The organism is Kitasatospora purpeofusca, assembly GCF_036010405.1.
Taxonomy (GTDB): Bacteria; Actinomycetota; Actinomycetes; order Streptomycetales; family Streptomycetaceae; genus Kitasatospora; species Kitasatospora purpeofusca.
The window spans coordinates 6,462,501-6,483,821 of sequence record NZ_CP108561.1 but is presented as its reverse complement, the minus strand read 5'-3'; the positions used below and the strand labels follow the sequence as shown (position 1 = coordinate 6,483,821).

12 protein-coding genes and 2 rRNA genes (1 of these 14 cut by a window edge) are annotated in these 21,321 nt (G+C 70.6%); 2 read left to right on the top strand and 12 right to left on the bottom strand.

The genetic code is table 11. From position 1 onward, the window contains the following. Window positions 1-190 precede the first annotated feature (190 nt). From OG715_RS28410 to OG715_RS28370, 9 genes are all read right to left on the bottom strand, one after another. Window positions 191-484: a hypothetical protein gene (locus tag OG715_RS28410; RefSeq protein WP_266274421.1), complete on the bottom strand. Its 294-nt coding sequence runs from the start codon at window positions 482-484 to the stop codon at window positions 191-193. 52 nt (window positions 485-536) lie between these two features. Then, window positions 537-905, bottom strand: a complete 369-nt coding sequence (locus tag OG715_RS28405) for a helix-turn-helix domain-containing protein (protein ID WP_266274422.1) — start codon at window positions 903-905, stop codon at window positions 537-539. A 384-nt stretch (window positions 906-1,289) separates the two neighbouring features. Further along, on the bottom strand, window positions 1,290-1,844 hold the full coding sequence (locus OG715_RS28400; protein WP_266274423.1) for a CinA family protein: 555 nt from the start codon (window positions 1,842-1,844) through the stop codon (window positions 1,290-1,292). Between the two features lie 94 nt (window positions 1,845-1,938). Beyond that, complete coding sequence (gene pgsA, locus OG715_RS28395) at window positions 1,939-2,577, bottom strand: CDP-diacylglycerol--glycerol-3-phosphate 3-phosphatidyltransferase (RefSeq protein ID WP_266274424.1); 639 nt, start codon at window positions 2,575-2,577, stop codon at window positions 1,939-1,941. After that, window positions 2,574-4,046 carry a 30S ribosomal protein S12 methylthiotransferase RimO gene (gene rimO / locus OG715_RS28390; RefSeq protein ID WP_266274425.1) on the bottom strand — a complete coding sequence of 491 codons (1,473 nt, stop codon included), beginning with the start codon at window positions 4,044-4,046 and terminating at the stop codon, window positions 2,574-2,576. Before rimO ends, pgsA begins: the two co-directional genes overlap by 4 nt. 96 nt (window positions 4,047-4,142) lie before the next feature. Further along, on the bottom strand, window positions 4,143-5,012 hold the full coding sequence (locus OG715_RS28385; RefSeq protein WP_266274426.1) for a helix-turn-helix domain-containing protein: 870 nt from the start codon (window positions 5,010-5,012) through the stop codon (window positions 4,143-4,145). Between the two features lie 307 nt (window positions 5,013-5,319). Beyond that, complete coding sequence (locus tag OG715_RS28380; protein ID WP_266274427.1) at window positions 5,320-8,016, bottom strand: FtsK/SpoIIIE family DNA translocase; 2,697 nt, start codon at window positions 8,014-8,016, stop codon at window positions 5,320-5,322. A 157-nt stretch (window positions 8,017-8,173) separates the two neighbouring features. Continuing rightward, the gene (locus OG715_RS28375; RefSeq protein ID WP_030396687.1) at window positions 8,174-8,809 is read right to left on the bottom strand and encodes a response regulator; all 636 of its coding nucleotides are present in this window, start codon (window positions 8,807-8,809) and stop codon (window positions 8,174-8,176) included. Between the two features lie 346 nt (window positions 8,810-9,155). Next, on the bottom strand, window positions 9,156-13,748 hold the full coding sequence (locus OG715_RS28370; protein ID WP_266274732.1) for a HAMP domain-containing protein: 4,593 nt from the start codon (window positions 13,746-13,748) through the stop codon (window positions 9,156-9,158). 543 nt (window positions 13,749-14,291) lie between these two features. Here OG715_RS28370 and OG715_RS28365 point away from each other — a divergent pair. Together OG715_RS28365 and OG715_RS28360 are read left to right on the top strand one after the other, a co-directional pair. Beyond that, window positions 14,292-16,850, top strand: coding sequence for a SpoIIE family protein phosphatase (locus OG715_RS28365; protein WP_266274428.1), 2,559 nt, complete (start codon window positions 14,292-14,294; stop codon window positions 16,848-16,850). Window positions 16,851-17,168: 318 nt separating this feature from the next. Next, window positions 17,169-17,732, top strand: coding sequence for an acetate uptake transporter (locus tag OG715_RS28360; RefSeq protein ID WP_266274429.1), 564 nt, complete (start codon window positions 17,169-17,171; stop codon window positions 17,730-17,732). A 69-nt stretch (window positions 17,733-17,801) separates the two neighbouring features. On the opposite strand, the gene OG715_RS28355 is transcribed toward OG715_RS28360, so the two are convergent. The 3 genes from OG715_RS28355 to OG715_RS28345 all read right to left on the bottom strand — a co-directional run. Next, a complete protein-coding gene (locus OG715_RS28355) occupies window positions 17,802-18,638 on the bottom strand; it encodes a phosphatase PAP2 family protein (RefSeq protein ID WP_266274430.1) in 837 nt (278 codons plus the stop codon). Window positions 18,639-18,733: 95 nt separating this feature from the next. Beyond that, window positions 18,734-18,850 (bottom strand): 5S ribosomal RNA (gene rrf, locus OG715_RS28350). Window positions 18,851-18,935: 85 nt separating this feature from the next. Next, window positions 18,936-21,321: ribosomal RNA gene (locus OG715_RS28345) — 23S ribosomal RNA — on the bottom strand; it runs 737 nt beyond the window's last position.

Sequence of the window (21,321 nt, the reverse complement as noted above, 5' to 3'; positions counted from 1 at the left end):
GAAAACATCCGGAAGCGACCGAAAACCACCCGGCCCGAGGCCGGGGAACGCCGGGCCCCGGTCCGCCGGACGCAGGCGGACGGACGCGGGCGGGCGGACGCGGACGGACGCGGACACACGACGAGGGCCGCAGGACATCGAAGTCCCGCGGCCCTCGTCCGCGTTTCTGTTCACCGGGTCCCGCCCGGGCTCACCCGATCGGAGGCTCGGCCTCCGCCGGTCCGATCGGCTCGGCCGTCCGGCGCCGCGCGGGGCCGGTGGACCACCGGTCGGCATGGACCGGGATCAGCCCGAGGCCCCAGCCTCCGGCCGCCAGCAGCCCCAGCATCGCCCCGTCGGGCAGCCGTCCGGCGCCCGACGACAGCCACCAGCCGGACCCGACGGCCAGGACCGTCAGGAGCGCCAGCAGCGCCGGGACCCGCCGGGACCGCACCCACCGGAGCCGTATTCGGGCCCCGGCACGCATCACCGCCGCATTCCGCACGACCGCCTCCTTCGCTCGACCCGGACCGCGAACGGCCCGCTCCGAGGCCGGGTCAGGCGGCGACCACGTCCATTGCGGCGGCCTTGGGCGAGATGTTCGCCCGGTCGGAACCGGGGGCCGGCAGCGGTACCGGTTCGAGCACCGGCCTCAGCAGTTCACCTTCGGAGAGGGTGGCCATCGCCGCAAGTTCGGCGAGCGACAGTTCGTCGCTGACCTCGCGCATGACCTCGGACATCCGGACGTCGAGTGCGTCGCAGATGGCGGAGAGCAGCTCCGAGGAGGCCTCCTTCTGTCCCCGCTCGACCTCGGAGAGGTATCCGAGCGAAACCCTGGCTGCCGCCGACACCTCGCGGAGTGTGCGGCCCTGGCGCTGGCGCTGCCGACGCAGTACATCGCCCAGTAGGCGACGGAGCAGGATCATCGGTGCCTCCCTCCTCGGACTGCGGATCGAGATGTCACGCCCCCACCGTACCGCCTTGCCCGCTTCGCGTGCGGGGACCATGGTCGTGTTCACTCTGGGCTGCAAGGCTGTCCCCTCCCCTGTTTCGGTGTCGCGCCCGGGCCGGTGGGCACCCCGTCGTACCCTCCGGGCGGCACCGGGTCACCGCCGCGCCACTCGTTCGCCACCTGGTTTCTGCCCAATCAGGGCCTCCGATGTAACACGATCCTGCGGTTGTCCGATGCCCGTACGCCAGTTCGGGGGATCCCGGTTCGACGGGGATCCTGCGAGCGGCCGTCGGCGGGAGCCGGGTCCGAGGTGGTGCGTGGACGGTCGGAGGCACGGTGACGACAGTGCGGACGACGCTCAGCGCGTGGGCGTACCGGACGGGAGCCGCCCTACGAGCAGCTCCAGAGCGGCGGTCACCGCCCCGTGACGGATTGTGGCACGGTCCCCCGACAACCGTGGCGAACTGACCAGACTTCCCCCCGGGCCGGCCACCGCGAGGTGTACCGTGCCGACCGGCTGCCCGTCCTGCGGCTCCGGACCGGCCACTCCGGTGGTCGCGATCCCGTAGGTGGCACCGAGCAGCTTCCGCACGCCTTCGGCCATCTGCCGGGCCACCACCGGGTGGACCGGGCCGTGGACCGCCAGCAGTCCCTCGTCGACCCCGAGCACCGAGGCCTTCAGCTCGGTCGCGTACGCGGTCACCGAGCCCCGGAAGGTCGCGGAGGCCCCCGGGACGTCCACCAGCGCGGCCGCCAGCAGTCCGCCGGTCAGCGACTCCGCGACGGCCACCGTGCCGCCCTCCGCCCGCAGCCCGGCGTGCACCCGCTCGGCCAGCTCGAAATCGTCCGGCCCGACACCGCCCGGTCCGGAATCACCCGGCCCGGAATCGGCCGCCCCGGCTCCGCCGCTCATCCCGACGTCCCTCCCTCGCGTTCCCCGGGCCCACCCCGGAGTACCCGTCATTGTGTGCCCGGAGGGCCGTCGGGGAGCCGCTCCGCCCCGGGTTTCACCCGGTCGTGCGCCGCGCGGCCAGGCCCTCCCGGCGAAGGCGCAGCGCCTGCCCCACGTAGTCCAGCGCGGTGCCGACGGTCAGCAGTACCGCGACCCCCATCAGCAGGGCCCTGGCGGTGGCCAGCCAGCCGGTCAGCTCCAGCACGTACATGCCGACCGCGATGCCCTGGGTGAGCGTCTTGATCTTGCCGCCCCGGCTGGCCGGGATCACGCCGAAGCGGATCACCCAGAACCGCATCAGCGTGATGCCGAGCTCGCGGGCCAGGATCACCACGGTGATCCACCAGGGGAGGTCCCCCAGCACCGAGAGCCCGATCAGCGCCGCGCCCATGATCGTCTTGTCCGCGATCGGATCGGCGATCTTGCCGAAGTCGGTGACCAGGCCCTTGCGCCGGGCCAGCTCGCCGTCGAACAGATCGGTGATCATCGCGACCGCGAAGGAGGCCCAGGCCACCGAGCGCCACTTGGGATCGTGCCCGCCGTCGGCGAACAGCAGGGACACGAAGACCGGGACCAGCAGCAGCCGGACCATGGTCAGCACGTTCGCGATGTTCCAGATCCCCGGCGCCGGGGGCGCCACGGCCGCCGGTCTGCCCGGGTGGGCCGCGGCCGGGGCGCCTGGCCCCTGGGTCATTCCCCGACTCCGGGCGCCCGGAGGAGCCGCACCTGCTCCAGCGCCTCGGCGACCAGGTCGACGCCCTCGCTGGCGACCACCCGGGCCCGGTAGAACTGCCCGACCTCGGCGTCCTCGACCCCGAGCAGGGTGGTGAGGCCGTCCGTCTCCGGGGCCTGGTGGGCGGCACGGCCCTCGACCACGTCCCCGTCGACCGACTCGACCAGCACCTCGACCTCGGTGCCGATCCGCTCCTCGGCGCGCTGGGCGGTCATCTCCTCGGCGAGCCGGGTGAGCCGGGCCAGCCGGTCGGCGACCACGTCCTCCGGCAGCTTGCCGTCGTAGCCGGCGGCCTCGGTGCCGTCCTCGTCGGAGTAGCCGAAGACGCCGATCGCGTCGAGCCCGGCGTGGGTCACGAAGCGCTCCAGCTCGGCGAAGTCCGCCTCGGTCTCGCCGGGGAAGCCGACGATGAAGTTGGACCGGGCGCCGGCCTGCGGGGCCTTGCCGCGGATGGAGCCGAGCAGCTCCAAGAACTGGTCCGTGGAGCCGAAGCGCCGCATCCGCCGCAGCACGGCCGGCGCGGAGTGCTGGAACGACAGGTCGAAGTAGGGCACCACGTCCGCGGTGCCGGTCATGGCGTCGATCAGCCCGGGGCGCATCTCGGCGGGCTGGAGGTAGGACACCCGGACCCGCTCCACGCCCTCGATCGAGGCGACCTCGCCGAGCAGGGTCTCCAGCAGTCGGATGTCGCCGAGGTCCTTGCCGTACGAGGTGTTGTTCTCGCTGACCAGGACGACCTCGCGGACGCCCTCCCCGGCGAGCCACTGGGCCTCGTGCAGCACGTCCGAGGGGCGGCGGGAGATGAACGAGCCCCGGAAGGCCGGGATGGCGCAGAACGAGCAGCGCCGGTCGCAGCCGGAGGCGAGCTTGACGGAGGCGACCGGGTTGTCGTCCAGGCGCTTGCGCAGGGTGCGCGGCCCGGAGGCCGGCGCGAGGCCGTCCGGCAGGTCCTCGGGGGCGCCGTGACCGGGCACGGCCACCTCGGCGGCGGCGGCCTGGCGCTCGACGGGGCTCAGCGGGAGCAGCTTGCGGCGGTCGCGCGGCAGGTGCGGGGCGTGGTGGCCGCCGGACAGGATGGTCTGCAGGCGGTCGGAGATGTCCGAGTAGTCGTCGAAGCCGAGCACACCGTCGGCCTCGGGCAGCGCGTCGGCCAGCTCCTTGCCGTAGCGCTCGGCCATGCAGCCGACCGCGACGACGGCCTGGGTGCGGCCGTGACCCTTGAGGTCGTTGGCCTCCAGGAGGGCGTCGACGGAGTCCTTCTTGGCGGCCTCGACGAAGCCACAGGTGTTGACGACGGCGACGTCGGCTTCGGCTGCGTCGTCCACGAGCAACCAGCCGTCGGCCTCCAGTCGCCCGGCGAGTTCCTCGGAGTCCACCTCGTTGCGGGCGCATCCGAGCGTGACAAGGGCGACAGTACGGCGATCAGGCATAGGGCCAAGATTAACGCGCGGCCGCCGGAGCCGTTCGCCCCGGAGGCCACGCATTGGTTCCGGCCGGGTTCCCGACCGGTCGGACGCCCCTCGCCATCAGCCCGCCTGCGGGTCGCCGGGGGTGTACGTGACGTGCACCACCTGGCCGTTCTTGCCCGCCGGACCGAGGTCCTTGCCGTTGACGTACACGTGCACGGCGCCGGCGTTGCCGATCACCAGCTTGATCTGCTTGGGGTCGGTGAAGGTCTGGTCCTGACCTTCCTCGATGTTGTTCTGGAACAGCGACTTCCCGGTGCCGTCCACCGCCGAGACCCAGCTGGTGTCCTTCTCGGCGACCAGCTTCACGGTGACCTTGTCGGCCGGGGCGGCGGCGATCGCGGCGCTGGGCGCCGGCGCGGGCGGCTGGACCGTCGGGGTGGGCGCCGGGGCGACCGCGGCGACCGAGCCGGTGCCGGAGCCCGAGGGCAGCGGGGCGCTGGCGGAGCCGGTGGTGCCGACGCCGGACTTGCCGCTCACCAGGTTGAAGCCGATCACCCCGACCACCGCGACGATCGCGGCGACCATCGCCGCCGTCCAGTTCGGGCGGCCCCGGCCGGGGACCTTGATCGGGCCGCTCTCGATCAGCTCAGTGGGCCGCTTGGAGGCCGGGGAGCCGCCGTGCGCGGCGTCGTAGCGGGCCACCAGGGCCTCGCCGTCGACGCGGACCAGCTGGGCGATCGCGCGGATGTGGCCGCGGGCATAGAAGTCACCGCCGCAGCGACCGAAGTCGTCCTCCTCGATGGAGTGCACGATCGGTACCCGCACGCGGGTGGCACTGCTCACCTGATCCACCGTGAGCCCGGCGTCGATCCGGGCGGCGGACAGCACCCGGCCGATGCTCGGCGCATCGGCCGTCTGTTCCGCGGTGCCGGAGGGCAGCGCGGACGACGGGGCGTTCTCGCGGTCGGGAGACTTGCCGATGGTCACGGTGCACGCCTTTCGAGCGGTTGGCCACCTGCTGGGGAACAGTCTAGGGGCGGGAGCGGATCGTTTCTCAAGCGGAACAGGCCCGAATGCGTTCGCCCGCCCCCGCCGGGGGCCGGGCGTGCACTGACTGTCCGTCGGTGCGGGGGCCGCCGTCGCCGGGGCCCCCGTACCGGGGTGGCACATCGTCCGTTGCCCGTGTGACGCCGTCCGCACCCGATCGGTTCCGCACCCGCCGCCTACCCCGGTCCGAACGGGTGAACACTCCCCGCGGGCCCCGACGCGCCGCCCTCCGGCCACCGCGGCGGCCTCAGCCGCGGATGGCGACGATCACCCCGTCCAGCTCGTCCGGCTGCACCAGTACGTCGCGGGCCTTGGAGCCCTCGCTCGGCCCGACGATGCCGCGCGACTCCATCAGGTCCATCAGCCGGCCGGCCTTGGCGAAGCCGACCCGCAGCTTGCGCTGCAGCATCGAGGTGGAGCCGAACTGGGTGGAGACGACCAGCTCGGCCGCCTGGATCAGCAGCTCCAGGTCGTCGCCGATCTCCTCGTCGATCTCCTTCTTCGGCCCGCCGCCGACCGTCACGTCCTCGCGGTAGGCGACCGAGGTCTGCTCCTTGCAGTGCTTCACCACCGCGGCGATCTCGGCCTCGGTGACGAACGCGCCCTGCATCCGGATCGGCTTGCTCGCCCCCATCGGCAGGAACAGCGCGTCGCCCTTGCCGATCAGCTTCTCGGCGCCGGGCTGGTCCAGGATGACCCGGGAGTCGGCCATCGCCGAGGTGGCGAAGGCCAGCCGGGACGGCACATTGGCCTTGATCAGGCCGGTGACCACGTCCACCGAGGGCCGCTGGGTGGCCAGCACCAGGTGGATGCCGGCCGCACGGGCGAGCTGGGTGATCCGGACCACCGAGTCCTCGACGTCGCGCGGCGCGACCATCATCAGGTCGGCCAGCTCGTCGACGATCACCAGCAGGTACGGGTACGGGGTCAGCTCGCGCTCGCTGCCGAGCGGCGGGGTGACGGTGCCGGCCCGGACCGCCGCGTTGAAGTCGTCCACATGGCGGAAACCGAACGCGGCGAGGTCGTCGTAGCGCAGGTCCATCTCGCGGACGACCCACTGGAGGGCCTCGGCGGCCTTCTTCGGGTTGGTGATGATCGGCGTGATGAGGTGCGGGATGCCCTCGTACGCGGTCAGCTCGACCCGCTTGGGGTCGACCAGCACCATCCGCACCTCGTCCGGGGTGGCCCGGGCGAGGATCGAGGTGATCAGGCAGTTGATGCAGGAGGACTTGCCCGCGCCGGTCGCGCCGGCCACCAGGATGTGCGGCATCTTGGCGAGGTTGGCCATCACGCTGTGGCCCTCGACGTCCTTGCCCATGCCGACGACCATCGGGTGGGTGTCCTCGGCGGCGGCGCGCGAGCGCAGCAGGTCGCCGAGGTTGACCATTTCCCGGTCCCGGTTCGGGATCTCGATGCCGACGGCGGACTTGCCCGGGATCGGGCTGATGATCCGCACATCCGGGCTGGCCACCGCGTAGGCGATGTTCTTGGCCAGCGCGGTGATCCGCTCGACCTTGACGGCCGGGCCGAGCTCGACCTCGTAGCGGGTGACCGTCGGGCCGCGGGTGAAGCCGGTAACCCTGGCGTCCACCTTGAACTCGCCGAAGGTCCCGGTGAGCTGGGCCACCACCTCGTCGTTGAGGGCGCTGCGGGCCTTGGCCGGGCCGCCGCGCTCCAGCAGGTCGAGCGGGGGCAGCGCGTAGCTGAGGTCCTCGGAGAGCCGGAGCTGCTCCATCCGGACCGGTGCCGGGCCGTGCTCCTCGGGAGCGCCGGGGCCGGCGCCGCCGGTCCTGGCGGCCGGGACGGCGGGCTCCTCCGGCGGAGCGGTGCGGTCCTGCACCTGGTGCATCATGTCCGCCACCGCCGAGGAGGCGGGCACGCCGTAGACCAGCGCGCCGTCCAGGTCGGCGGCGGCGCCCGCGGCGATGTCGCGGGTGGCGTACGGGTCCAGGGCCTCCTTGGTGAACATGTCCGGCTCGTCGGCGGGCGCCCCCGCCGGCTCCGGCCTGCGCCTGCGACGGCGCCGACGGGCGGCCACCTCGTCCGTCGCGTCCTCGCCGTCGGTCTCCACGGTGTAGGGCAGGGCCGAGGGATCGGCGTCCTCCGGCGGCTCGTGGGAGAGCTCGCGCTCCGGCGTGCGCCCCTCGGCCGCCACGGTGTCCCGCGGACCGGCCTCGACCACCCCGAGCCGGACGCCGACCGCGCGGATCCGCTCCGGGATCCGGTTGACCGGGGTGGCGGTGGTGACCAGCAGGCCGAAGAAGGCGAGCAGCAGCAGCAGCGGCACCGCGAGGGCCGGCCCTGCGGCGGCCATCATCGGGGTGGACGCGGCCCAGCCGATGATCCCGCCGGCGGTCCTTATCCGGGTCGCGCCGCTGCCCATCACGGGCGCGCCGCAGCCGATGTGGACCAGGCCGAGCACCCCGATCAGCAGGGTGCTCAGACCGATCATGATCCGCCCGTTGGCCTCCGGCAGCTCGGGGTGGCGCAGCAGCCGGACCGCCACCGCGGCCAGCAGGAACGGCACCAGCGCGTCGAGCCGCCCGAACAGGCCGGAGACCACGTTGGTGGCCGCCTCGCCCAGCCAGCCCTGCGGGCTGAACCAAGTGCCGGCGGCGGTCACCAGGGCCAGCGCGAACAGCAGCAGGCCGATGCCGTCCTTGCGGTGCGCCGGGTCGAGGTTCTTGGCGCCGTCGCCGAAGCCGCGGAAGACCGCGCCGATGCTGTGCGCCGCGCCGAGCCAGACGGCGCGCACGGCCCGGAAGAGTATCGGCCGGGGCGGGGGCGGCGGCGGGGCCTGCTTGGCCGCCGTCTTCTTCGCCGGGGCTGCCTTCTTGGCGGCCGCCTTCTTCGCGGGCGGCTTGGCCGGAGCCTTCGCCGCGGCCTTCTTGGACGGTCCCGGACTCGGGTTGCGTGCCGCGCTTCCGGGCGTGCGTGTGGCCATGGGTCAGCAGCCTACCGGGGCACGCGAGCTGTGCCCATGTCGTCCGTCCGGGGTGCCCGGACGTGTCGCCGACACACCGTCACACCGGTCGTGTTCACCCGGACGGGCGAGCGCCGAGAGGCCGGCCGACCGCCTCCGGGAGCGGGCCCGGCGGGTCTCAGTCGGTACCGGGGCGCAGCGCGTCCAGGGCCCGCCGGAGTCCGGTCAGCTTGCGCTCCAGGTGCGCCGCGGTGGCCGCGACCCCGCCGTCCTCGGTGCCGTCCAGCTGCTTGGTCAGCGACTCGGCCTGCTCCTCGACGGCGGCCAGCCGGGCCGACAGCTCGCCGAGCAGCGCGCCGCCGATGGCGGGCTCGGCGCCGGTCGCCTCCAGCTGCAGCCGCAGCAGCGCCGCCTGCTCCTTCAGCTGGCAGTTCTTCATGTAGAGATCGACGAAGACCGAGACCTTGGCGCGCAGCACCCAGGGGTCGAAGGGCTTCGAGATGTAGTCGACCGCGCCGGCCGCGTAGCCGCGGAAGGTGTGGTGCGGCCCGTGGTTGATCGCGGTCAGGAAGATGATCGGGATGTCCCGGGTGCGCTCGCGGCGCTTGATGTGGGCGGCGGTCTCGAAACCGTCCATCCCCGGCATCTGGACGTCCAGCAGGATCACCGCGAAATCGTCGGTGAGCAGCGCCTTGAGCGCCTCCTCGCCGGAGGCCGCCCGTACCAGCGTCTGGTCCAGCGCCGAGAGGATCGCCTCCAGTGCCAGGAGGTTCTCCGGCCGGTCGTCGACCAGGAGGATCTTCGCCTTCTGCATTACGACGCGCCCTCCTGTCGCCTGCCTACCTGGGGAAGGCACCCGCGTACTGCCCACCACTACCCCGGTCATGCTAGCCGCACCCCCTCGCCCGGCACATCGCTCCGTCGCGTCCGGATCCGGAGCGGTGCGCAGCCAGTGCACCGGCGTACGCTCACCAGCGAGTCGTCACTCGGTCACTGTTCGCAACGATCGGTGACCCTACCCCGTTCCCGACCCTCCCCGCCAGCAAACCGCCCACCCACCGGCGTGAACCCCGGAGCGTACTCCGGGATTCACGCCCCCGCCATTCGCAGGGGCCGAACTCGGCCGTCCGCGGGGCCCGGTGGGCACCGGACGCCCGCCCTCAGGACTTCCGGAGGGTGAGCCACTCGTGCATCACCGACAGCAGGTGGTCGGTCTCCACCGGCTTGGTGATGTGGTCGGTGGCACCGGCCGCCAGGGACTTCTCCTTGTCGCCCTTCATCGCCTTGGCGGTCAGCGCGATGATCGGCAGACCGGCGAACTGGGGCATCCGCCGGATCGCCTCGGTGGTCGCGTAGCCGTCCATCTCCGGCATCATGATGTCCATCAGGACCAGCGCCACGTTCTCGTGCTGCTCCAGCATCTCGATGCCCTCACGGCCGTTCTCCGCGTACAGCACGGTCAGACCGTGCTGCTCCAGCACGCTGGTGAGCGCGAACACGTTGCGCACGTCGTCGTCGACGATCAGCACCTGCTCGCCGTCGAACCGGAGGTCGCCGCGACCGGACGACCGCACCGCCGGGGCGGTCTCCAGGGTGCGCGCCTCGGCCGCCCGCCCCTCGGCCGGGCGGAGGCCGGCGGGCCGGGCCGGGGTGGACCGGCCACCGGCGGGCGGCACGTCCAGGGTCGCGCCGCGACGGCGCTCGACCGCGCCCCGGCGGCGGACCTCGACCAGCTCGCGCACCTCCTGCGCCCAGTGCTCGGCCGGGTTCTCCCCCACCGGCACCGGCGTCCCGACCGGGGTCACCCCGACCGAGGCCCGCAGCGCGGGCATGCCGGGCGCCTGGCCGGTGCCCGGGGCCTCGGTGCGCAGCGGCAGGTAGAGGGTGAAGGTCGAGCCCTTGCCCAGCTCGCTCTCGGCGTGGATCTCGCCGCCGAGCAGCCGGGCGATCTCCCGGCTGATCGACAGCCCGAGGCCGGTGCCGCCGTACTTGCGGCTGGTGGTGCCGTCGGCCTGCCGGAACGGCTCGAAGATCTCCCGCAGCTTGTCGCCCGGGATGCCGATCCCGGTGTCCGACACGGTGAAGGCGATCAGCGGATCGTCCGGCCCCTGGATCGCGCCCGCCTCCAGCAGCTGCTCGCGCACGTGCTGCGGCACGCCCCCGCCCGCCGGGCTGATCGAGAAGTCCACGGCCCCGGCGTCGGTGAACTTCACCGCGTTGGAGATGAGGTTGCGCAGCACCTGCTGGAGCCGCTGCTCGTCGGTGTGCAGGGTGACCGGCAGGGCCGGCGAGACCCGCACCTCGAACTCCAGGTTCTTGTCCAGCGCGACCGGCTGGAACGTCGCCTCGACGTAGTCGACCAGCTGGACGAGGGCGATCCGGGCCGGCCGGACGTCCATCTTGCCCGCCTCCACCTTGGACAGGTCGAGGATGTCGTTGATCAGCTGGAGCAGGTCGGACCCGGCGCCGTGGATGGTGTCGGCGAACTCGACCTGCTTGGGCGAGAGGTTGCCCTCGTTGTTGTCGGAGAGCAGCTTGGCCAGGATCAGCAGCGAGTTCAGCGGGGTGCGCAGCTCGTGCGACATGTTGGCGAGGAACTCGCTCTTGTACCGGGAGGCCAGCGCGAGCTGTTCGGCGCGCTCCTCCAGGACCTGCCGCGCCTCCTCGATCTCGCTGTTCTTGATCTCGATGTCACGGTTCTGCTGGGCGAGTTGCTCGGCCTTCTCCTGCAACTCCTCGTTGGTGCGCTCCAGTTCCTCCTGGCGCGCCTCCAACTCCGCCGACCGCATCGAGAGTTCCGCGGTCAGCCGCTGGGACTCCAGCAGCAGGCCCTCGGTCTTGGTGTTGACGCTGATGGTGTTGACGGTGACGCCGATGAGGTCGGCGATCTGGTTGAGGAAGTCCAGCGCGACGGTGGTGAAGGAGCTGAAGGTGGCCAGCTCGATCACCCCCAGCAGCCGGCCCTCGAACAGCACCGGCAGCACCACGATGTGGGCCGGCGAGGCCTCGCCGAGACCGGAGGCGATCTTCAGGTACCCGGGCGGCGCCTCCTTGAGGATGATCGCCCGCTTCTCCACCGCGGCCTGGCCGATCAGCGACTCACCGGGGTGGAAGGTGGTCGGCATCGCCCGGCGCTGGTAGCCGTAGCTGCCGATCAGCCGCAGCACGGTGTCGTTCTCGTCGTCGTCCTCCGTGATCAGCTCGGCGGTGCGGCCGGCCGGCTGGGCGAGGAAGAAGGCGCCGTGCTGGGCCGAGACCACCGGGGTGAGCTCGGTCATGATCAGCGAGGCCACCGCCTCCAGATCGCGCCGGCCCTGGAGCAGACCGGAGATCCGGGCCAGATTGGTCTTCAGCCAGTCCTGCTCCTGGTTGGTGCGGGTGGTCTCGCGCAGGTTGGCGATCATCTGGTTGATGTTGTCCTTGAGCTCGTCGAGCTCGCCGGCGGCGTCCACGTCGATCCGCAGCGACAGGTCGCCCCGGGTCACCGCAGTGGCGACCTGCGCGATCGCGCGCACCTGCCGGGTGAGGTTGTTCGCCAGCTCGTTGACGGACTCGGTGAGGTCCTGCCAGGTGCCGTCCACCCCGGGCACCCGGGCCTGACCGCCGAGCCGCCCGTCGGTACCCACCTCGCGGGCGACCCGGGTGACCTCGTCGGCGAACGCCGACAACTGGTCCACCATCGTGTTGATGCTGGTCTTGAGCTCCAGGATCTCGCCGCGCGCGTCGACGTCGATCTTCTGCGACAGGTCGCCGCGCGCCACCGCCGTGATCACCAGCGCGATGTTCCGCACCTGACCGGTCAGATTGTTGGCCATCAGGTTGACGTTGTCGGTCAGGTCCTTCCAAATACCGGCCACACCCGGCACCCCCGCCTGACCGCCCAGGATGCCGTCGGTACCCACCTCGCGGGCCACCCGGGTGACCTCCACCGCGAACGCGGACAGCTGGTCGACCATCGTGTTGAGCGTCCCGGCCAGCGCCGCGACCTCGCCCTGCGCCTCGATGGTGATCTTCTTGGAGAGGTCGCCCGAGGCCACCGCCGTCGCCACCTCGGCGATGTTCCGCACCTGGCTGGTGAGGTTCGAGGCCATGAAGTTGACGTTGTCGGTCAGGTCCTTCCAGATGCCCGACACCCCGCGCACCCGGGCCTGGCCGCCGAGGTTGCCCTCGGTACCCACCTCGCGCGCCACCCGGGTGACCTCGTCGGCGAACGCCGACAACTGGTCCACCATCGTGTTCACGGTGGTGACCAGCTCCAGGATCTCGCCCCGGGCATCGACGGTGATCTTCTTCGAGACGTCCCCGCGGGCCACCGCGGTGGTCACCTCGGCGATGTTGCGGACCTGGCTGGTCAGGTTGTTGGCCATCAGGTTGACGCTGTTGGTGAGGTCCTTCCAGGTGCCGGACACCCCCGGCACGCTCGCCTGACCGCCGAGGATGCCCTCGGTACCGACGTCCCGGGCCACCCTGGTCACCTCGTCCGCGAAGGCGGACAACTGGTCGACCATGGTGTTGATGGTGTTCTTCAGCTCCAGGATCTCCCCGCGGGCGTCCACCTGGATCTTCTGCGAGAGGTCGCCCCGGGCCACGGCCGTGGTCACCTGGGCGATGTTCCGCACCTGGTCGGTGAGGTTGTTCGCCATGAAGTTGACGTTGTCGGTGAGGTCCCGCCAGACCCCGGCCGCCCACGGCACCTGCGCCTGACCGCCGAGCCGCCCCTCGGTACCCACCTGGCGGGCCACCCTGGTCACCTGCTCGGCGAAGCCCGAGAGCTGGTCCACCATCGTGTTGATGGTGTTCTTCAGCTCCAGGATCTCCCCGCGCGCGTCCACCTCGATCTTCTGCGAGAGGTCGCCGCGCGCCACCGCCGTGGTCACCTGGGCGATGCTGCGGACCTGACCCGTCAGGTTGTCCGCCATGAAGTTCACCGAATCGGTGAGGTCCCGCCAGACCCCGGCGACACCCGGCACCTGCGCCTGGCCGCCCAGCCTGCCCTCGGTACCCACGTCCCGGGCCACCCTGGTCACCTGGGCCGCGAAGCCGTTCAGCTGGTCCACCATCGTATTGACGGTGTTCTTCAGCTCCAGCATCTCGCCGGCCACCTCGACCGTCACCTTGCGGGACAGGTCGCCCTTGGCCACCGCGGTCGTCACCTGCGCGATGTTGCGCACCTGCGCGGTCAGCCGGCCGGCCATGGTGTTGACCGAGTCCGCGAGGTCCTTCCAGCTGCCGGAGACGCTGCGCACCTTCGCCTGGCCGCCCAGCTTGCCCTCGGTGCCGACCTCGCGGGCCACCCGGGTCACCTCGTCGGTGAACTCCGACAGCTGGTCCACCAGCCCGTTGACGGTCCGGCCGATCTTCAGGTACTCGCCGCGCAACGGGTGGCTCACCCCGTTGCTGTGCAGCGAGCGCAGCTCCATCTTCTGGTCCAGGTCGCCCTCGGCGATCGAGCTCAGCACCCGGCCCACCTCGGCCATCGGCCGCGCCAGGTCGTCGATCAACGAGTTGCAGTTGTCGACCGCCGCCATCCAGGCGCCCTCGCCGGCCCCGGTCTCCAGCCGCTCGTTCAGCCGGCCCTCACGGCCCACCGCACGGCGCACCCGGGCCAGCTCGCCCGTCAGGTGCTGGTTGCGCTCCGCCACCTCGTTGAACACCGCGGCGATCTCCGCCAGCGGTCCGTCCCCGGGCACCGTCAGCCGGCGCCGGAAGTTTCCGTCCCGCATCGCCGTCAGCGCGGCCAGCAGCTTGCGCAGCTCGGCCGGCTCGGCGCCGCGGTTGTGGTTGGCACGCCGACCGGCCGCGCTCCGCGGCGCGGCCCCGGACCGCCCGCCACGCTGAGCGGGCGGCGTCGTACCGGTTGCGTCCTTGGTGGCCGAACTCAACGGGCCCCTCCCAGATCGTGAACTGTCCGGGCGCCCGCGGCCGCGCCCCGCCGGGGCCCGCCGCCGGGAACCGTCCCGGTGAACGTCCCGGTGGGCCCCTCGGGTCCACCGGAACCCGCAACGACCGTACTGCTCCGAACGGACATCGCGGACCCCCCAGTCTGGCAGCACTCGCGCCCGGTACAAGACCGGTTGCGCTCGGTTGGTACCGGCCCGGTCCGAAACGGGTGGGCAGAATCACCCTCCGGTGCCTGTTTCGACGCCCCGCCCACACGGGGAACCAAGCGGAAAGTAGGGTGGAGCGCTGCACCGGGCCACCGACCCGCCCCAGCGCCGCCGCCACCCGCCGGCACGCACCGGGAGTCGAGGCCGCACCCCCGGGCAGCCAGGCCAGAGCAGAGGAGACGTGGCAACGTGGTCACCGCGCGCGCAGCCGCCACCTTCGAACCCGTGGGCCGGTCGGCCTCCGCCGCCCGCGCCTTCGTACGCGACGCGCTGCTGGGCTGGGGGCTGCCCGAGGTCGTCGACGACGCGGTGGTCCTGGTCAGCGAACTCGTCACCAACGCCGTCGTGCACGCCGGCACCGCCGCCGAGGTCTGCTGCCTGCGCGAGGACGGCACGGTCAGGATCGAGGTCACCGACCACCACCCCGAACGCGGCCTGCCCACCTTCGCCGACGTACCCACCACCGCCTCCGACCACTACGCCGACGCCGACGGCGAGGGCGGCCGGGGCCTGCTGATGTGCGCCGCCCTCGCCGAACGCTGGGGCGTCGAGTACGGCTCCGGCCGCAAGACCGTCTGGTTCCGGCTCGCCCTGCCCGCGCACACCGCCGGCACCCGCTACGCGCTGCCCGCCACCCCCGGCAGCGAACTGCCCCGCAGCAGCGGCCCGGTGCACGTCGCCGTCGTCCAGCTCGACGACGACGGCCGGGTGCTCGCCTGGAACCCCGACGCCGAGGCGCTGTTCCAGCACCCCGCCGACACCGTGCTCGGCCGCCCCTGGGCCGACCTCGCCGTCTGGCCGCAGCCCGCCGAGGCCGGCCTCGGCCTCGCCGCCACCCTGCGGCTCGCCCGCTGGGAGGGCGGCTACGCGCTGCGCCGCGCCGACGGCACCACCACCGACGTCTACGGCGTCCAGGTCCGGCTGCGCGACACCGACGGCACCCCGTCCACGCTCTGCCTGCTGGTCCTCGACGACGACCGCGCCGTCCTGCGCTCCCCCGCCCGCGCCCTGCCCGGCGACCGCGCCGAAGCGGCACCCCGGCTCGACCTGCTGGCCGGCCTCGGCAGCGGCGAGGACCTCGACACCCTGCTCCAGCACACCGTCGAACGCGCCCGCGACCTGCTCGACGCCGACGCCGCCTACCTGCTGCTCACCACCGAGGACGAGGCCGAGTTCGAGCTCCGCGCCACCACCGGACTGCCCACCGCGATCCGACCGCACACCCGCTTCCCGGTCGACACCGGCAACCGCTACGACTCGCCCCGCCTCCCCTCCGTGCACGAGGACCTCACCGCCCGGCCCACCGGCCGGACCGTGCTCGACGGCAGCGCCCTGCGCTCCCTGCTCACCGTCCCGCTCAAGGTCGAGGGCCGGCTGATCGGCTCGCTCGGCATCGCCACCGCCGCCCCCGGCCGCTACGACAACGAGGACGCGCTGCGGCTGCAGTCCGCCGCCGACCGGCTCGCGCTCGCCGTCGAGTCCACCCGGCTCACCGAGCTCGAACGGCTGCGCCGCGGCTCGCTGTCCTTCCTCGTCGAGGCCTCCGACCTGCTGGCCGGCACCCTCGAACACGAGCAGACACTGGCCCTGATGGCGCAGATGGCCGTCCCCACCCTCGCCTCCTGGTGCGCCGTCTACACCAACGGCGACCACGGCGCCCCCGCCTCACTGGCCTTCGTCCTGCACGAGGACGAGGACCGGATCGACCCGCTGCGCGCCCTGCTCGACAAGACCACCGCCCCGGACGCCGGACCCACCCACGGCGCCCGCTTCTGGGCCGGACCCACCGAGACCGCCGACGGCAGCGGCTTCACCGACGAGCCCGGCCTCGGCGGCCTCCTCGGCGAGACCGTCGTCCTGCCGCTGACCGCCCGCAACCGGGTGATCGGCCTGCTCGCCCTCGGCACCCCGGCCGGCGTCCGGTTCCGCCAGGAGGTCCTGGAACTCGCCGAGGACCTCTCCCGCCGGGCCGCCCTCGCCCTGGACAACTCCCGGCTCTACTCCGAGCGCACGGCCACCAGCCAGGCCCTGCAGCGCAGCCTGCTGCCGCCGGACCTGCCCGACATCCCGGGCGTCGAGGTGGACGTCTACTACCAGGCCGCCGGCGAGGGCAACGAGGTCGGCGGCGACTTCTACGACCTCTTCCCGATCCGCGAGGGCACCTACGGCTTCGCCATCGGCGACGTCTGCGGCACCGGCCCCGAGGCCGCCTCGGTGACCGGCCTCGCCCGGCACTCGCTGCGGCTGCTCGCCCGCGAGGGCCTGGACGCCCCGCAGGTCCTCAGCCGGCTCAACACCGCGATCCTGGACGAGGGTTCGCGCAGCCGCTTCCTCACCCTGCTCTACGGCGAGCTGACCCCCCGCCCCGACGGCAGCACCGAGCTCTCCATGGTCTGCGCCGGACATCCGCTGCCCCTGCGGCTGCGCACCGACGGCCGGGTCGACCGGGCCGCCACCCCGCAGCCGCTGCTCGGCGTGATGGACGAGCTCGACCTCACCGCCGAGCACCTGGTGCTCCACCCCGGCGAGGTCCTGCTCTGCGTCACCGACGGCGTCACCGAGCGCCGCGAGGGCCTGCGGATGCTGGGCGACGACGGCCTCGCCGAGGTGCTCACCGGCTGCACCGGCCTCACCGCCGGGGCGGTCGCGCTGCGCGTCCAGCGGGCGGTCGAACGCTTCGCCCCGGAGCCGCCGTCCGACGACATGGCCATCCTCACCCTGCGGGTGCCCACCCAGCGGACCACCTGAGCCCGGACCCGCACCCGGACTGTCCGACCGGGCCTGTCCGCCGGACTGTCGCAGCCTGAACGATCCGCGACGGACCGTCGACACAAAATGTGCGATTCACAAGGGTACAAGCCCGCTCACCGTGGGTACACCGATCTCACCGGGGAATCCCCCCGGAGGGGACGTGACCAGCGGCTCTTTCGCTGGCCAGCTTTCTGACCGCAGCCGTCGCACGCTCCAGCAGTGCGCACCCGGCGCGGTCGTGCGCCTTCACCTCATCGAAACTCATCCCGCGTTCACTGCGCCCTTGCGCGCGCCCATGAGTGAAAGGAGCCTCCGGTGAGCAATGAAGCTACCGGGGCACTGAACGCCCGCTCCACCGGTGCCGACGCGGGTAACCTCGGTTACCTCGCACTCGGCCTGACCCTCCTCGCCTACGGCGTTCTCTCGACCGGCCTGTTCAGCGGCACAGCCGCGGCGAACTCGGCCCATCTCGCCCACATCCTCGGCGGCATCACCCTGTTCGTCGCCGGCCTCTGGCAGCTCCGCGGCGGCGAGGGCTTCACCGGGACGGCCTTCACCAGCCTCGGTGCCTTCTGGGCCACCTGGTCCACGGCCTCCGGCGCCGGCAAGAACGCGGCCGGCCTGTTCCTGCTGCTCTGGGCCCTGCTCGCCCTCACCCTGACCGCGGCCAGCTGGAACGCCGGTCTGTTCAGCCGCGCGGTCTACGGCCTGCTGACGGTCTCGCTGTTCCTCTCCGCGATCGCCACCTTCAACACCTCCGGCGGCCTCGCCAAGGCGGCCGGCTGGATCGCCGCGGCCTCCGGGCTGGCGGCCTGGTACTGGGCCACCGCCTCGCTGACCAACAGCGCCTGGGGCCGTGACGCCCTGCCGGTCAAGTAACGGCGGGTGCACCGGTGGGCCGGACCCTCCCCCCATGGGGCCCGGCCCACCGGCATGCCGTGCGCCCGCTCAACCCCGGGCACCCACCCGGTCCCGTCCGGCCTCCGGCCGGACCTCCGCCGTGTTCCGGGCCCGCCACCGCGCGAAGCCGCTCTGGGCCGCGTAGGCCAGCAGCAGGATCGCCACCGCGACCAGCCCGTCCGCCCAGAAGTGGTTGGCCGTCACCACCACGACCGTGACGGTCAGCACCGGGTGCAGCACCATCAACCACCGCAGCGGACTCCGCGAGACCCGCACCACCGCGACCGCCACCAGCACGCACCACGCCACATGGACGGACGGCATCGCCGACAGCTGCGCGGCCTGCACCAGCCCGCCGACCCCACCGCCGTAGACCGACTGCCCGTACTCCGCCGCGACGTCGACGAACCCCTTCTCCGGCAGCATCCGGGGCGGCGCCACCGGGATGAACTGGACGGCCAGGCAGACCGCCGTCGTGATCACCACCGTGGTCCGCACCCAGGCGTACCGCTCGCGGTGTCTGACGAAGACCCAGACCAGCACCGCGATCATCACGGTGAAGTGCATCGACGCGTAGTAGTAGTTCGCCAGCTTCACCAGCACCGGGTACGGCGTCACAGCGGCCTGCCAGGAGGCCTCGTCGGGAAGTCCGGCCGCCAGTTCCGTCCCGTGGATCCAGCGGGCCCGGTCCAGGGCGTGTTCGGTACTCATCAGCGAGAGGCGTCCGACCAGCTGCCAGAGCGCGAACAGCGCGAGCAGGGTGCCGGCCTCCCGCAGGACCGTCGAGACACCGCGCCGCCGCACCCGGGCCGCCACGTACGAGCCCCCGTAGAGCACGGCCGCGGTACCCCCGGCGGACTGCCAGGTAAGGGTCAGGTTCTGCAACGGTTCGTGCCTCTCCACCGAGCGCGGACGTAGTGGGGAGACGTTAACGCAAAAAGACCCCCTCCTGAACCGGAGGGGGTCTTTTTGGAATGATTGTTCGGCGGCGTCCTACTCTCCCACAGGGTCCCCCCTGCAGTACCATCGGCGCTGTGAGGCTTAGCTTCCGGGTTCGGAATGTAACCGGGCGTTTCCCTCACGCTATGACCACCGAAACACTATGAAACTGTCAACCGCACCCACGACAGGCCATGTCATGGGGGTCGTTGTTTCAGAACAACACAGTGGACGCGAGCAACTGAGGACAAGCCCTCGGCCTATTAGTACCGGTCAACTCCACCCCTCACAGGGCTTCCATATCCGGCCTATCAACCCAGTCGTCTACTGGGAGCCTTACCCTCTCAAGGAGGTGGGAGTGCTCATCTCGAAGCAGGCTTCCCGCTTAGATGCTTTCAGCGGTTATCCCTCCCGAACGTAGCCAACCAGCCATGCCCTTGGCAGGACAACTGGCACACCAGAGGTTCGTCCGTCCCGGTCCTCTCGTACTAGGGACAGCCCTTCTCAACACTCCTACGCGCACAGCGGATAGGGACCGAACTGTCTCACGACGTTCTAAACCCAGCTCGCGTACCGCTTTAATGGGCGAACAGCCCAACCCTTGGGACCTACTCCAGCCCCAGGATGCGACGAGCCGACATCGAGGTGCCAAACCATCCCGTCGATATGGACTCTTGGGGAAGATCAGCCTGTTATCCCCGGGGTACCTTTTATCCGTTGAGCGACGGCGCTTCCACAAGCCACCGCCGGATCACTAGTCCCGACTTTCGTCCCTGCTCGACCCGTCAGTCTCACAGTCAAGCTCCCTTGTGCACTTACACTCAACACCTGATTGCCAACCAGGCTGAGGGAACCTTTGGGCGCCTCCGTTACTCTTTAGGAGGCAACCGCCCCAGTTAAACTACCCACCAGACACTGTCCCTGATCCGGATCACGGACCCAGGTTAGACATCCAGCACGACCAGAGTGGTATTTCAACGACGACTCCACCATGACTGGCGTCACGGCTTCAAAGTCTCCCACCTATCCTACACAAGCCGAACCGAACACCAATATCAAGCTATAGTAAAGGTCCCGGGGTCTTTCCGTCCTGCTGCGCGAAACGAGCATCTTTACTCGTAATGCAATTTCACCGGGCCTATGGTTGAGACAGTCGAGAAGTCGTTACGCCATTCGTGCAGGTCGGAACTTACCCGACAAGGAATTTCGCTACCTTAGGATGGTTATAGTTACCACCGCCGTTTACTGGCGCTTAAGTTCTCAGCTTCGCCCCGACGAATCAGAGCTAACCGGTCCCCTTAACGTTCCAGCACCGGGCAGGCGTCAGTCCGTATACATCGCCTTACGGCTTCGCACGGACCTGTGTTTTTAGTAAACAGTCGCTTCTCGCTGGTCTCTGCGGCCACCCCCAGCTCTGGCAGCAAGTGCCGTCACCAGGAATGGCCCCCCTTCTCCCGAAGTTACGGGGGCATTTTGCCGAGTTCCTTAACCATAGTTCACCCGAACGCCTCGGTATTCTCTACCTGACCACCTGAGTCGGTTTGGGGTACGGGCCGCCATGAAACTCGCTAGAGGCTTTTCTCGACAGCATAGGATCATCCACTTCACCACAATCGGCTCGGCATCAGGTCTCAGCCTTGATGAGTGACGGATTTGCCTATCACTCGGCCTACACCCTTACCCCGGGACAACCACCGCCCGGGCTGGACTACCTTCCTGCGTCACCCCATCGCTCACCTAGTACAGACTTGGTCCAGCGGCTCCACCACGTCCCTTTGTCCGAAGACTCCGGGCCGGCTTCACGGCTTTAGCATCACCTGGTTCAGCGTTGGCGCTTCAAAGCGGGTACGGGAATATCAACCCGTTGTCCATCGACTACGCCTGTCGGCCTCGCCTTAGGTCCCGACTTACCCTGGGCAGATCAGCTTGACCCAGGAACCCTTGGTCAATCGGCGCAAGAGTTTCCCACTCTTGTATCGCTACTCATGCCTGCATTCTCACTCGTGTACCGTCCACGACTGGTTTCCACCGCCGCTTCACCCGGCACACGACGCTCCCCTACCCATCACAGCAGGCGTTGGCCCTATATGCTGCAATGACACGACTTCGGTGATGTGCTTGAGCCCCGCTACATTGTCGGCGCGGAATCACTTGACCAGTGAGCTATTACGCACTCTTTCAAGGGTGGCTGCTTCTAAGCCAACCTCCTGGTTGTCTCTGCGACTCCACATCCTTTCCCACTTAGCACACGCTTAGGGACCTTAGTCGGTGTTCTGGGCTGTTTCCCTCTCGACCATGGAGCTTATCCCCCACAGTCTCACTGCCACGCTCTCACTTACCGGCATTCGGAGTTTGGCTAAGGTCAGTAACCCGGTGAGGCCCATCGCCTATCCAGTGCTCTACCTCCGGCAAGAAACACGTGACGCTGCACCTAAATGCATTTCGGGGAGAACCAGCTATCACGGAGTTTGATTGGCCTTTCACCCCTAACCACAGGTCATCCCCCAGGTTTTCAACCCTGGTGGGTTCGGTCCTCCACGAAGTCTTACCTCCGCTTCAACCTGCCCATGGCTAGATCACTCCGCTTCGGGTCTTGGGCATGCAACTGTATCGCCCTGTTCGGACTCGC

Coding starts and splice junctions, on each gene's coding strand:
- OG715_RS28405 (WP_266274422.1), bottom strand. CDS start 905: ATGATCCTGCTCCGTCGCCTACTGGGCGATGTACTGCGTCGGCAGCGC.
- OG715_RS28375 (WP_030396687.1), bottom strand. CDS start 8,809: ATGCAGAAGGCGAAGATCCTCCTGGTCGACGACCGGCCGGAGAACCTC.
- rimO (WP_266274425.1), bottom strand. CDS start 4,046: ATGCCTGATCGCCGTACTGTCGCCCTTGTCACGCTCGGATGCGCCCGC.
- pgsA (WP_266274424.1), bottom strand. CDS start 2,577: ATGACCCAGGGGCCAGGCGCCCCGGCCGCGGCCCACCCGGGCAGACCG.
- OG715_RS28380 (WP_266274427.1), bottom strand. CDS start 8,016: ATGGCCACACGCACGCCCGGAAGCGCGGCACGCAACCCGAGTCCGGGA.
- OG715_RS28400 (WP_266274423.1), bottom strand. CDS start 1,844: ATGAGCGGCGGAGCCGGGGCGGCCGATTCCGGGCCGGGTGATTCCGGA.